14 protein-coding genes are annotated in these 13,513 nt (G+C 49.0%); 8 read left to right on the top strand and 6 right to left on the bottom strand.

What is annotated here, in order from left to right; translation table 11 throughout:
• The first annotated feature begins 37 nt into the window (after positions 1 to 37).
• Positions 38 to 334, top strand: a complete 297-nt coding sequence (locus tag JNC77_RS03800) for a co-chaperone GroES (protein WP_343800895.1) — start codon at positions 38 to 40, stop codon at positions 332 to 334.
• 114 nt (positions 335 to 448) lie between these two features.
• Positions 449 to 2,092, top strand: a complete 1,644-nt coding sequence (groL, locus tag JNC77_RS03795) for a chaperonin GroEL (RefSeq protein ID WP_374829579.1) — start codon at positions 449 to 451, stop codon at positions 2,090 to 2,092.
• A gap of 510 nt (positions 2,093 to 2,602) precedes the next feature.
• On the opposite strand, the gene JNC77_RS03790 is transcribed toward groL, so the two are convergent.
• Positions 2,603 to 2,995 carry a winged helix-turn-helix transcriptional regulator gene (locus JNC77_RS03790; RefSeq protein ID WP_374829577.1) on the bottom strand — a complete coding sequence of 131 codons (393 nt, stop codon included), beginning with the start codon at positions 2,993 to 2,995 and terminating at the stop codon, positions 2,603 to 2,605.
• 181 nt (positions 2,996 to 3,176) lie between these two features.
• On the opposite strand from JNC77_RS03790, the gene JNC77_RS03785 reads away from it, so the two are divergent.
• The 5 genes from JNC77_RS03785 to JNC77_RS03765 all read left to right on the top strand — a co-directional run bounded on the left by JNC77_RS03785 (position 3,177) and on the right by JNC77_RS03765 (position 7,667).
• On the top strand, positions 3,177 to 3,737 hold the full coding sequence (locus tag JNC77_RS03785; protein ID WP_374829575.1) for an NADPH-dependent FMN reductase: 561 nt from the start codon (positions 3,177 to 3,179) through the stop codon (positions 3,735 to 3,737).
• A gap of 117 nt (positions 3,738 to 3,854) precedes the next feature.
• Positions 3,855 to 4,103 carry a hypothetical protein gene (locus JNC77_RS03780; protein WP_374829573.1) on the top strand — a complete coding sequence of 83 codons (249 nt, stop codon included), beginning with the start codon at positions 3,855 to 3,857 and terminating at the stop codon, positions 4,101 to 4,103.
• A 135-nt stretch (positions 4,104 to 4,238) separates the two neighbouring features.
• The gene (gene fumC / locus JNC77_RS03775; protein WP_374829571.1) at positions 4,239 to 5,639 is read left to right on the top strand and encodes a class II fumarate hydratase; all 1,401 of its coding nucleotides are present in this window, start codon (positions 4,239 to 4,241) and stop codon (positions 5,637 to 5,639) included.
• Between the two features lie 143 nt (positions 5,640 to 5,782).
• Positions 5,783 to 6,196, top strand: coding sequence for a DoxX family protein (locus JNC77_RS03770; RefSeq protein ID WP_374829569.1), 414 nt, complete (start codon positions 5,783 to 5,785; stop codon positions 6,194 to 6,196).
• Between the two features lie 229 nt (positions 6,197 to 6,425).
• Entirely contained in the window at positions 6,426 to 7,667 is a 1,242-nt protein-coding gene (locus JNC77_RS03765) for a sugar MFS transporter (RefSeq protein WP_374829567.1), read from the top strand.
• 48 nt (positions 7,668 to 7,715) lie between these two features.
• Here the strand turns inward: JNC77_RS03765 and hisG are convergent, their stop codons facing one another.
• The 4 genes from hisG to JNC77_RS03745 all read right to left on the bottom strand — a co-directional run bounded on the left by hisG (position 7,716) and on the right by JNC77_RS03745 (position 11,854).
• Positions 7,716 to 8,417: an ATP phosphoribosyltransferase gene (gene hisG, locus JNC77_RS03760; RefSeq protein ID WP_374829565.1), complete on the bottom strand. Its 702-nt coding sequence runs from the start codon at positions 8,415 to 8,417 to the stop codon at positions 7,716 to 7,718.
• Complete coding sequence (locus tag JNC77_RS03755; RefSeq protein ID WP_374829563.1) at positions 8,414 to 9,538, bottom strand: ATP phosphoribosyltransferase regulatory subunit; 1,125 nt, start codon at positions 9,536 to 9,538, stop codon at positions 8,414 to 8,416. The genes hisG and JNC77_RS03755 overlap by 4 nt, the downstream gene beginning before the upstream one ends.
• Before the next feature lie 4 nt (positions 9,539 to 9,542).
• Positions 9,543 to 11,054, bottom strand: a complete 1,512-nt coding sequence (hisS, locus tag JNC77_RS03750) for a histidine--tRNA ligase (protein ID WP_374829561.1) — start codon at positions 11,052 to 11,054, stop codon at positions 9,543 to 9,545.
• Between the two features lie 134 nt (positions 11,055 to 11,188).
• Positions 11,189 to 11,854, bottom strand: coding sequence for a DNA-3-methyladenine glycosylase I (locus JNC77_RS03745; protein WP_374829559.1), 666 nt, complete (start codon positions 11,852 to 11,854; stop codon positions 11,189 to 11,191).
• Between the two features lie 190 nt (positions 11,855 to 12,044).
• On the opposite strand from JNC77_RS03745, the gene JNC77_RS03740 reads away from it, so the two are divergent.
• On the top strand, positions 12,045 to 12,185 hold the full coding sequence (locus tag JNC77_RS03740; RefSeq protein ID WP_374829557.1) for a hypothetical protein: 141 nt from the start codon (positions 12,045 to 12,047) through the stop codon (positions 12,183 to 12,185).
• A gap of 23 nt (positions 12,186 to 12,208) precedes the next feature.
• Here the strand turns inward: JNC77_RS03740 and glcF are convergent, their stop codons facing one another.
• A complete protein-coding gene (glcF, locus tag JNC77_RS03735) occupies positions 12,209 to 13,510 on the bottom strand; it encodes a glycolate oxidase subunit GlcF (RefSeq protein WP_374829555.1) in 1,302 nt (433 codons plus the stop codon).
• Positions 13,511 to 13,513: the final 3 nt, after the last annotated feature.

The raw sequence follows: 13,513 nt of genomic DNA, 5'->3' as shown, positions 1-13,513 counted from the left end.
GGAGGGGTTCAACATTATTTTTTTAAGGGTTTAGATCATGGCTGAGACCAATTTCCGCCCACTTCACGATCGCGTCGTTGTCCGTCGTGTTGAGTCGGAAGCAAAAACCGCTGGCGGCATCATCATTCCTGATTCCGCAAAAGAAAAGCCATCAGAAGGCGTTGTTGTCTCTGTAGGCTCCGGCACACGTGATGAAGCCGGCAAGCTGGTTGCACTGGACGTTAAAGCTGGTGACAAAGTTCTGTTCGGCAAGTGGTCCGGCACAGAAGTCAAGATCGGCGGCGAAGACCTGCTGATTATGAAAGAATCCGACATTCTGGGTATCCTCGGCTAATTCATTCATGCGGTGCATTGTTTATGCACCCGATGAAGGCCGGAAATATATCCGGCAGCTAAGATATTCGATTTAACCACCAATCTGACCGGGACAATTCCCAGGAGATATAAAATGGCTGCTAAAGAAGTAAAATTCGGTCGTTCAGCGCGCGAAAAAATGCTGCGCGGCGTCGACATCCTTGCAGATGCTGTAAAAGTAACGCTCGGCCCTAAAGGTCGTAACGTTGTTATCGACAAGTCTTTCGGTGCTCCACGCATCACTAAAGACGGTGTATCGGTTGCTAAAGAAATAGAACTTGAAGACAAGTTTGAAAATATGGGCGCACAGATGCTGCGCGAAGTAGCTTCGAAAACCAATGACACAGCTGGTGACGGTACAACAACCGCTACCGTTCTGGGTCAGGCCATCGTTCAGGAAGGCGCAAAAGCTGTTGCTGCCGGTATGAACCCGATGGATCTGAAGCGCGGTATTGATCTGGCAGTTACCGAAGTTGTTGCCAACCTTATCGGCAAAGCCAAGAAGATCAACACGTCTGAAGAAGTTGCTCAGGTTGGCACCATCTCAGCCAATGGTGAAGTTTCAATCGGCCAGATGATTGCTGATGCGATGCAGAAAGTCGGCAACGAAGGCGTTATCACTGTTGAAGAAGCCAAGACTGCTGAAACAGAGCTCGAAGTCGTTGAAGGTATGCAGTTCGACCGCGGTTACCTGTCACCATATTTCGTAACCAACCCTGAAAAGATGGTTGCTGATCTGGAAGATGCCTACATCCTTTTGCATGAAAAGAAGCTTTCCAACCTGCAGGCACTTCTGCCGGTTCTCGAAGCTGTTGTTCAGACCTCCAAGCCACTCGTCATCATCGCTGAAGACGTAGAAGGCGAAGCACTGGCAACTTTGGTTGTTAACAAACTGCGCGGCGGCCTGAAAATTGCTGCTGTTAAGGCTCCAGGCTTTGGTGATCGTCGTAAGGCAATGCTTGAAGATATCGCTATCCTCACCGGTGGTCAGGTTATCTCCGAAGACCTCGGCATCAAGCTGGAATCTGTCACGCTCGACATGCTCGGCCGTGCGAAGAAAGTTGCAATCAGCAAAGAAACCACCACAGTCGTTGACGGTGCAGGTGCAAAAGCTGAAATCGAAGCCCGCGTTGGCCAGATCAAGCAGCAGATCGAAGAAACCACTTCCGACTACGACCGTGAAAAACTGCAGGAACGTCTTGCTAAGCTTGCTGGCGGCGTTGCAGTTATCCGTGTTGGCGGTGCCACAGAAGTTGAAGTGAAAGAACGCAAAGACCGCGTTGACGATGCTCTGAACGCAACCCGTGCGGCTGTTGAAGAAGGTATCGTTGCTGGTGGTGGTACTGCACTTCTGCGCGCTTCTGCAAACATCACTGTAAAAGGCATCAATTCTGATCAGGAAGCTGGTATCAACATCGTTCGTCGCGCTTTGCAGGCTCCTGCTCGTCAGATCACCACAAACGCCGGTGAAGAAGCATCCGTTATCGTTGGTAAAATCCTCGAAAATGCTTCTGAAACCTTTGGTTACAACACTGCAACCAACGAATATGGTGATCTGATCAAAGCTGGTGTTGTTGATCCGGTTAAGGTTGTTCGTACCGCTCTTCAGAACGCAGCTTCTATCGCTGGCCTGATGATCACCACCGAAGCTATGATTGCTGAACTGCCGAAGAAAGACAGCGGCATGCCAGCAATGCCAGGTGGCGGCATGGGTGGCATGGGCGGCATGGACTTCTAAGAAGTCCATAAAGCACGCCCATGAACTAAAAATCCTGCACCGCTTGGCGGTGCGGGTGGCGGCATGGACTTCTAAGAAGTCTTCCCGAGCATTTCATAGCACAGGCGCTCGCGCCTGTGCGGTAATGATAATGCGGCCAATAAATAGAAAAGCCTCTGAGGAATCAGGGGCTTTTTTTATGTCTATGATTCTAAAATGAATTTTTGAACTTGCTGATAAACCACCACGCAAAGTTGCTAAAAAGATTTCAATACGCGTTTCATGATCAGTTGTTAACTCTCACGTTACTATGAATAATAGCTTCCTCAAAGAAAATCAGAAACTTTACGCATTCCCAAAGAGTTGCAATTGCACAGATTTATAAAACATGCTCAATCTTTTGAGTGAGATATGTACATATATGAATTTCCCACCCCCCCACTTTTATGGGAAGTTCAGTCTCACATTGGAAAGACGGGCCTTAAGTGCCTGTCTTTCCTTTTTTTTCAATAAATCTAACGCATCAAAACCTTATTCAGCCGCTTGTGCTAATTCAGGATTATGCACTGAATCATATTGCAAACGAGCGTTTTTAACCCGCTGCTCATTGGCAATCGCCCATGCGCTCAATGCCCGCACCGGTACGAGCAAATCACGCCCCAAATCAGTCAGCTGATATTCCACCTTCGCAGGTACACCCGGATAAACGGTGCGCAGCACAAAACCATCACGCTCTAATGAGCGAAGCGTCGTGGTCAGCATTTTTTGGGATATGCCCGTTACCGTGCGTTTAAGCTCATTAAAGCGCATTGGTCCATTGCCGAGATAGCTCACGACGAGCACTGTCCATTTGTCGCCAACGCGTGATAAAATCTCCGTTACGGCGTGACAGGCAGGCGTGGCTTTAAATAATTCAGGTTTCAAAAAAGTGCCTCCTTGCCGTGATATATAGGTTACTTATATAGAGTAAGTATCTGATAGTTACCAGTAGTAATCTGCTGTCTCAAACCGTCAGACTGATACCAATTTCCCATTTAACGCATTGAAGATTGAAGTCACAATCAAACTCCTTCCGCAATGCAAGGCATCGACAAAGAGGTTTTAAATGAGCAAGCTTAAAGTCGCCGTTATTATTGGCAGTACCCGAACCGAACGTTTTGCACCAACACCTGCAAAATGGATTGCAGAAATTGCTGAAAAACGTCCTGATCTCGAAGTCGAAGTCATTGACGTTGCAGATTATCCAATGGGTTTTTATGGCGATCCGGCAACCACAGAAGCGCAGAATCAGGCAGCAGAAAACTGGAAGACCAAACTGCGTTCATTTGATGCCTATGTGCTCACTGTTGCCGAATACAACCACGCACCAACCGGTGTTTTGAAAAACGCCATCGATCACGGCGACTGGATCAAAAAGCCAATGGGCTTTGTCGGTTACGGCGGTGTCGGTGGCGCGCGCGCTGTTGAACATTTGCGTCAGATCGCGGTTGAAATGACCTCCATGTCTGTAAAAACCGGCGTTCATATCTTGTTTCCGGAATATCTCGCCGTTGTAAAAGGCGAAAAAACACTCAACGAATTTGCCCACCTCAATGATGCAGCAAACACCATGCTGGATCAGCTGGAATGGTGGGGTTCAGCTCTTAAAGACGCCCGCCAAAAGTAATATCTAAATAAAATATAATAAAGCAAGCCGGATAAAGTACTTCAATTTGCAGTGAACCGGCTTGCTCTTCACATTTTCTACCTTATGTTCATGATATGAGTCTGAAGGAGAGAATGCATGCGCAAAGAACACCCTATCAGCACAGCCCCGCAAGACGGTACCAAGATTTTGGTGCAGTGGATGGATGAAGACGACCAGATCAACGAGTCGGTCGCACAATTTCGCGCTTTGGATAAGCTTAAACTGAGCGGCGGAGACTGGGATGAAAATGACACCGGCTGGTGGATTTTCACCGACAGCAAAACCCAGAAAAAAATCGAACCGGTTTTATGGATTATCGAGGATGAGGATGAACAAGAGGCCTGATCCCAAGCGGCTTTCTGATACTCTTTCTCCGCCTGTCCATCTTGGTTTTAAATTCTCATGCGATGAAACCGGCGCATGTAGACAATCCCATCTGATCTTTCCCATCTGATCTTTGATGAAAAACGGAGTTCCGGAATGACTGCTACCCGCGTTGAAACCGATAGTTTTGGTCCGATTGAAGTTGCTCGGGATCGATATTGGGGCGCACAAACCGAACGCTCATTGCATAATTTCAAAATTGGCGGCGAGCGCCTGCCCTTTCCCCTCATCCACGCGCTCGGCATTGTCAAACAGGCTGCCGCCGAAACCAATATGGAGCTTGGCAAACTTGATCCGGTGTTAGGTCGTGTCATCACCATCGCCGCTGCCGAAGTCGTCAATGGTGATTTTGATGACCATTTTCCGCTCGTTGTCTGGCAAACTGGTTCCGGCACCCAATCCAATATGAATGCCAATGAAGTGATTTCCAACCGTGCCATCGAACTGATGGGCGGCGAGATGGGTAGCAAAAAACCGGTGCACCCTAACGATCACGTCAATATGAGCCAGTCTTCGAATGATACATTCCCGACTGCCATTCACATTGCAACAGCGATGGAAACGGTCAACAAGCTGCTGCCTTCGCTTGCCTATCTGACCAAGCATATCAAAGACAAAGAAAACGCCTTTGCAGAGATCATCAAGATCGGGCGTACCCATACGCAGGATGCAACACCCGTTACTCTGGGTCAGGAATTTTCCGGCTATCGTGCAGCACTTGAATATGCCGAACACCGCATCAAACAGAGCCTTGAAGATGTGATGTTGTTGGCACAAGGCGGCACTGCGGTTGGTACCGGTCTCAATGCGCCGGAAGGTTTTGACACCGGTTTTGCCGATGCTGTCTCAACTATTACCGGATTGAGCTTCAAAACCGCACCTAATAAATTCGAAGCGCTCGCCAGCCACGGCGCTATTGTGCAATTTCACGGTGCGCTCAATGCATTGGCGGCTGATCTGTTCAAAATTGCCAATGATATCCGTTTTCTTGGTTCCGGCCCCCGCTCCGGTCTTGGCGAATTAAAATTGCCGGAAAATGAGCCGGGTTCGTCCATCATGCCGGGCAAAGTCAACCCGACACAAGCGGAAGCCCTGACCATGGTTGCCACCCAAATTTTCGGCAATAATACCACCGTCACCATTGCCGCCAGTCAGGGGCATTTCGAGCTCAATGTTTATAAGCCTGTGATTGTTTTCAATGTCTTGCAATCAATTCGCCTGCTCACCGATGCCATGCGCTCGTTTGCCGACAATTGTGTAGCAGGTATTGAAGCCGATGAAGCTCGCATTCAGGCACTGCTTGAACAATCATTAATGCTGGTCACAGCGCTTGCTCCGGCAATCGGTTATGACAATGCAGCCAAAATTGCTAAAACTGCCCATGTCAACGGCACAACGCTGCGACAAGAAGCATTGAAAAGCGGCCATGTTTCTGAAAGCGATTATAATCGTTTAGTGCGTCCTGAAGATATGCTGTCGCCAACATCAAAAAAATGAGATAATTTGCATATGCAGCGCGGATTTCAACTTTAAACCGCGCTGTGTCGTTCACCAAATGGATACAATCAGTCGACCAAGCACTGACTTTTATGGACAGCATACAAGGTGTATTGAATCTGTAATTACAAACGGAGATACCTATGTCATTCCAAAGTGAAACTGCAAATTCCAATCTCAACAGCCTAGCTGTTCTTATCGGCCGTATTTTTATTTCCATCCTGTTTATTCTTGCCGGTTGGGGCAAACTCACCGCAATCACCGGTACAGCAGGTTATTTCGGTTCTTTAGGTTTGCCAATGCCAACTGTCACTGCAGTTCTGGTTGGCTTGATTGAGTTTCTTGGCGGACTTGCCATTCTGGTTGGCTTCCAGACCCGCATCGCTGCCATCATCGTTGCACTCTTTACCATCGGAACAATTCTGGTGGCTCATATGGATTTTTCCAATGGCCTCAATGTCATGATGGCACAAAAAAATCTGGCAATCGCTGGCGGTCTTCTCGCACTTGCAGCCTATGGAGCAGGCAGCTATTCCGTTGATGCCAAACTGCGCTAAACTAAAAATATTATTTCATTCTAAAAAGCCGTGCCTTAACAGCACGGCTTTTTAGCATTTACTTATATAAAAAATAGAATTATTTTAAAGATTATTAATAGCGCATTGGGCCGATTAATTTTATTTCATACTCAGCTTTTCACCCATCGGCTTATGCCTGTTTTTATTTTTTTAAATACCCATACCGCCTTCAGGGCACAGTTTTTAATTTATTTAATAAGAGATTATTATGGCTCTTTCACCGGCTTCACAGGGTCAGTTCAATGCTGGTTCCCCAACTCATGAAAATTACACTTCGGCGCTTTCCAGTTTAGCGGCGTTGTTCTTTTTATTCGGATTCATCACCTGTCTGAATGATATTCTGATACCGCATTTAAAAGGCGTTTTTCAGCTCAATTATACGCAGACAATGCTGATCCAATTTTGTTATTTCGGCGCTTATTTCATCGTATCCGTACCCGCCAGCACCTTAATAAGCCGTATTTCTTACAAATGGGGCATTGTAGTTGGCTTGCTGATGGCTGCCATCGGTTGTGTCTTGTTCATTCCCGCAGCCTCCTACCATGTCTATGAGCTCTTTTTAGGCGCACTCTTTGTGCTGGCTTCCGGTGTCACTATTTTACAGGTTGCAGCCAACCCTTATATTACCATTTTGGGAACAGCAGAGACGGCTGCCAGCCGCTTAACTTTAACACAAGCCTTCAACTCGCTCGGTACGACCATCGCACCATTTTTCGGCTCTTATCTGATTTTGTCTGCTGCCGTATCGGATGCAGAAACTGCCGCATCCGCCGATAGTGTGCGCTTTCCGTATCTATTGCTCAGCCTTGCATTAATGCTTCTCGCCATCGTTTTTGCGGTGCTGAAACTGCCTGACGTACGCCGCAAAATTGAAGTGCAACATGTCGATGAAGGGTCGGCATGGCATTATCCTCATCTGCTCTTGGGCACAATCGGTATTTTTCTTTATGTCGGTGCCGAAGTCAGCATTGGCAGCTTTTTGGTCAATTTTCTGGCACTGCCGGATATTGCAAATCTGCCTGAAACAAATGCTGCCCATTATGTCTCATTTTATTGGGGCGGCGCGATGCTTGGCCGTTTTATCGGTTCAGCTGTCATGCGCTATGCCGATAGCCGCAAAGTGCTTGCCTTCAATGCTTTCATGGCGATTACACTTCTACTGGTCACCGTGCTGACCAATGGCTCAGTTGCCATGTGGGCGGTTTTATCGATTGGATTATTCAACTCAATCATGTTCCCGACCATTTTCAGCCTTGCCGTTTATGGTTTGGGTAAACATACCAGCCAAGCATCCGGCGTTTTATGTATTGCTATTGTGGGCGGCGCAATTGTACCCCTCATGCAAGGCGTACTAGCCGATTATCTCGGTGTGCATCTCGCCTTTATCATGCCTATTGTCTGCTATCTTTATATTGCTTATTACGGCTTGATCGGCAGCAGGCCTGCATAAACAAAAAGCCGGTCATAACTGACCGGCTTTTTGTTTTATATGAATAAATCAGCCAATATTGGCCAAGCTCAGGCGAATACGCGCAATCACATCCTGAACACGTGGATGATCAATATTGCGACGCGCAGCCACCAGACAGGCTTGTGATCGCAAAATAACGCCATCTTCCAGCACTTTGAGCTTATTCGCACGCAAAGTGGAGCCGGTCGAGGTAATATCGACAATCATATCAGCCGAACCTGCCGCAGGCGCACCTTCGGTGGCACCCAAGCTTTCCACAATACGATAAACCTGAATGCCGTGTTTTTGCGAAAAAAACTGCTGGGTCAAACGCCAATATTTGGTGGCAATACGCAGACGACGTCCATGACGCTGGCGAAAATCCGCAGCCACATCATCAAGGTCAGCCATGGTGGTCACATCGCGCCACACTTCCGGCAGCGCCACCACCACATCCGCATGACCAAAGCCCAGCGGTACTTCAATGCTCACCCGTTCATCAGCATGTGCCAAAGTTTCGCGGATCAGGTCTTCACCGGTCACACCAAGATCAACCGCACCATAGCCAAGTTCACGTGCGATTTCGGAAGCCGACAAAAACAAAATGTCGAGATCATCCACACCTTCAACGCGCGCACGATAGCTGCGGTCATCGGTCGGCAAAATGACCTTGAAACCGGCGGCACCGAGAATTTCCAATGATTTTTCTTTTAACCGCCCCTTGGACGGCAATGCTAAAACCACACTCATAACGGCTCTCCGGCAAGTTTGCGCAACCGGTCAAGCCAGATAGAAAACCCAACACCCGGAATTGGTTCACTGGCACCCAGCATGGTCAGCAAACGGTCATAACGACCGCCACCGACAATCACCTGCTCTTCGCCATCTGCCGTATGGCGGATTTCGTAAACAAGGCCGGTGTAATAATCAAGCGGACGACCAAAGGAGGCATCATAAATAAGCTTGTCAGTATCAATGCCGCTGGAGGCAATGGAACGCGCACGCGCTTCAAATTTCTGGATTGCCGATATCAAATCCAGATTATGATCAGCCGCAAAAGCGCGTAATGTAACCGTTGCCACATTGAGCGAGGCACGAATATCCAAGAAACCTTGCAAAGCAGCCAAGGCAGCCGCTGGAAATTTAATGGCAGCCAAATCTTCTTTTTCAATCAGGCGACGAGCAATTTCGGCAGGGGTGCGTCCGCCCGAGGGCGAAATTCCGGCCTCCTGCATTTCCAGTTCCAGCACTTGCGCCAATCCTGCTTCATCACCCTCTGCGATAAGAGCCATGATATTGTCAGGCAACTGATCCTGCGGTTGGGGTGCTGATAAATCCGCCAAAGTTGCCGCCAGACCTTTTTCATCACCAAAAGCACGTAACAGCTTTTTACGCCAGCCTTGCGGCAGGCCGAGTGCCTTCACAAGCGCTGCAAAAACCGCCTGATCACCAAGCACAATGTCGAATTTTACATCAGGAGCAGCTGCTTTAACGCAAGCCAGCGCATCGGCAATAGAGCGCGCATCGGAGGCCGCTTCATCAGCGGCGCCCAAATCTTCAATGCCAGCTTGCAAAAATTCGCTCGCACCATCACGGCGCTGGCGGAACACTTCGCCCAGATAAGCGTAACGCTTTGGTGTGGCGGCATTCAAAGCAATATGATTACGGCAGACGGGTATCGTAAACTCCGGTCGCAAGCACAGACTGTCACCATTCTCATTTTCAGTGAGAAAAATACGTCTGCGCAAATCTTCACCCGCCATATCCAAAAACGGATCGGCAGGCTGGATCAGCGGAATGGATACCAGATCCGCTTCCATGCTTGTCAGCGCGGAAGAAAGACCACGAATAAGAGAAGAATTACCCGTCATGCGATTAACTCAAACCTTTCGCGCGGTCTTCTGCTTGAGCGGCCAAGATTTTTTGAACCTCGGCTACCAAATCCTGCTCTTTGACAGTGACCTGAGCCGGACGGCTGGCGCGCCACTCTTCATTGCTTTCAATCTCACCGGAAAGGCGCTTGCCTTCGATCAGATCTTTAATCTGCACTTCGCCAAGTGCGCGCTCATCACCACCTTGAATGATGGCAAGCGGCGAATTGCGCCGGTCTGCATATTTCAACTGATTGCCGAATTTCTTCCAATTGCCCTGATACATCTCGGCGCGGATACCCGCATCACGAAGGCTCTGGGTAAATTTCTGATAATGGCCCAAGCTTTGCGCATCACCATCCATGACGGTGACCAGCACGGGTGCAATGGTCTCTTCCTGTCCAAGCTGCCCAAGATTCTTCAAAGCGGTCATCAAACGTGACACACCAATGGAAAAACCGGTTGCCGGAACAGGCTGACCACGGAAGCGCGACACCAGACCGTCATAACGGCCACCGCCGCCAACGGAACCGAATACAACTTTTTCACCTTTTTCATTAGTGACATCAAATTGCAGTTCGGCTTCATACACAGGGCCGGTATAATATTCGAGACCGCGCACAACCGACGGATCGATTTTCACGCGCCCCTGATAGTTGCCAGCATCAAAAAGTGCCTGCATTTGAGCAAGCTCTTCAACGCCTTCAACACCGCGGGCATTGCCTTCAACCACTTTGCGCAAATTAGCGATGGTTTCTTGGCCGTCTTCACTGCCTGCTGCGGTAAATTCGAGCACTTTGGCAATCGCTGTCGCATCCAGTCCGGCACCTTTGGTAAAGTCGCCCGATTCATCACGGCGGCCCTCGCCGAGCAGCAGCTTCACGCCTACTTCGCCGAATTTATCGAGCTTATCGACAGCGCGCAGCACGTTAAGGCGGCGACTTGCATTTTCATCACCGGCCAAGCCAATGGCTTCCAACACACCGTCGAGCACTTTGCGGTTGTTAACGCGGATAACATAATCACCACGTTGAATGCCCAAACGCTCCAGCGTATCGGCAGCCATCATGCACATTTCCGCGTCAGCCGCGACACCCGGCGCGCCAACTGTATCGGCATCAAACTGCATGAATTGACGAAAACGGCCAGGCCCCGGCTTTTCGTTGCGGAACACCCAACCGTTGCGATAGGTACGGAAAGGCAGTTGAATTTCATTGAAATTTTCGGCGACATGACGGGCAAGCGGCGCGGTCAGATCATAACGCAGCGACAGCCATTGTTCATCATCATCTTGGAGCGAAAACACGCCTTCATTCGGGCGATCCTGATCAGGCAGGAACTTGCCCAGCGCATCGGTATATTCCACCAGCGGTGTTTCGATCGGCTCAAAGCCATATAATTCATAGACAGAACGGATAGTCGCCAGCATTTTTTCGGCAGCGCGCAAATCCTCCGGCACCCGGTCAACAAATCCACGTGGCAAACGCGCTTTCATTTTAGCGGTTTTATCCGTCATATCTCATGCCCAATCACTGGTTATTACTTAATTATCGCGGCGCAGTGCCGGTTTTCCCTGTCCGTTTCCTAACCGATCAAAACCGGTGCGGCAAGGGTACTTATCGTCAATTAACTATACAAAGCTGGCATCAATCAAGCGACAGGACGCTTGAACGCCGCTCGCATAGCATCAATCTTGTCGCGGCAATGGCAACCATCAATATGATCATTGATCATCCCCATCGCTTGCATGAAAGCATAAACCGTTGTCGGCCCCACAAATGACCAGCCACGTTTCTTCAAATCTTTGGAGATTTTCGTCGAAGTCGCCGAGGTCGGATTGGCAATGAGCGTCGGGTAATCCATCACCTCAGGACGGTCTTTTTCATCCGGCTCAAAGCTCCAGAAATAAGCAGCCAACGAGCCTTTTTCCGCAACCAGTTCAATCGCGCGTTTGGCATTGTTGATGGTAGAGCGGATTTTGCCCTGATGGCGGACAATACCTGCATTGCCCAGCAACCGCGTCACATCATCTTCACCATAAAGCGCAATCTTTTCAAAATCGAAACCATCAAAGGCAGCGCGGAAATTTTCACGTTTGCGCAAAATCGTCAGCCATGACAAGCCGGACTGAAAACCTTCCAAACAAATCTTTTCAAACAGGCGCTGATCGCTATCGACGGGATGCCCCCATTCATGATCATGATAATGGAGATAATCAGGCAGTGTTGCCGGCCAGAAACAACGAATTTTCTGGTCTTCACCTTTAATAAGTCCGGCTGCTAAGCCGTTCCCGCAGGTCTGCACACTATCACTCACGGACTACACCTTCAAAAATCACCATTTTAAAATCTTTTTAACCACAAATCATAAGATCAGGCTAACTACAATTCGCAAACTTGCTGATTATTTAAAATTTCACATCAGATCGCACAAAGACGTTTACTATTCGGTTGGGTTTATCAGCGATGATCATGTGATTACATCAGTGCTTTCAGGATTTACCCTCATGCAGCCAAGACATCTTTTATTAATCGCTTCAGTCTTTGCAGTCAGCGTTTCTGCGGTTTCGGCAACAGCTGTTCTGGCCAGTGCCACAACACAAACGGCACAGGTCGTGAAAATCACAACCCATGCCGCTCAGCATTAATATTTTAACTTTTATCGCCTGAATTAAGCCGCCAAAGCGCTCAGTTCCACCGGCTTTGGCCCCCCATATGCCCAGTCGAGTAGCTCGACAGTGTGCACAATCGGCAAACCAGTGCCGCCCGCAATCTGCGTCATGCAACCAATATTACCTGTGGCAATCAAAGCTGCACCGGTTGCTTCAATATTTCCCACTTTTCGTGTCCGTAATTTCGCGGCAATTTCCGGCTGCATAATATTGTAGGTTCCGGCGGAACCACAGCACAGATGCCCTTCCAATGGTTCGCGCACTTCAAAGCCTGCCTGCACCAGCAAATCTTTTGGCTGACGGGTAATTTTCTGCCCGTGCTGCATCGAACAGGCCGAATGATAAGCAACGCTTAAAGCTTTCGGGCTTTCCGGCTTCGGCAGTTCGAGCGTCACCAAATATTCGGTAATATCTTTGGCGAGTGCCGAAACGCGTGCAGCTTTTTGCGCATATTTTTCATCCAGACGCAGCATATAACCGTAATCTTTAATAGTGGTACCGCAGCCAGAAGCGGTGATGATGATGGCGTCCAAGCCGCCTGCTTCAATCTCGCGTGTCCACACATCTACATTATGGCGCGCCTGTTGCAGCGCTTCTTCTTCGCGCCCCATATGATGCACCAGCGAACCGCAGCAGCCCTCGCCCTTCGGCATCACGACTTCAATATTAAAACGGGCAAGAAGGCGCAAAGTCGCTTCATTAATGCCGGGTTTGAGTACCGGCTGCGCGCAACCATTTAAAATCGCCACACGTCCACGGCTCTGTTGCGGCTTTACAGGCTCAAGCGTAGATTTTGGCGCGATTTCAGAGGGTGCCAAGCGCAGCATCGCCGCATAAGGTTTCAGTGCATCGAATTTATCAAACACAGGCGCCAAAGGGCGGCCAAGCTTTGCCATGCGTAGTGCCAAACGGAAACGCGCCGGATAGGGTAGAATTTTCGCCAAAATACCGCGTGTGATGCGGTTCATCAACGGGCGTTGATAGGTCTTTTCAATATGGGCGCGCGCATGATCAACCAGATGCATATAATTAACACCGGATGGACATGTGCTCATGCAGGAAAGGCAAGACAAGCAGCGATCAACATGACGCACGATTTGCTCGTCCGCGTCACGACCGTTTTCCAGCATGTCTTTGATCAAATAAATACGACCGCGCGGACTGTCCAACTCATTACCAAGCGTCACATAGGTCGGGCAAGTGGCAGTACAAAAGCCGCAATGCACGCATTTACGCAAGATTTTTTCTGCTTCATTCACTGCCGGATCAAGCAATTGTTCAGGGCTGAAATTCGTCTGCATATT

This window comes from Paenochrobactrum pullorum (assembly GCF_041929845.1).
Classification (GTDB): Bacteria; Pseudomonadota; Alphaproteobacteria; order Rhizobiales; family Rhizobiaceae; genus Paenochrobactrum; species Paenochrobactrum pullorum.
This window is presented reverse-complemented; position numbering and strand designations above follow the sequence as displayed.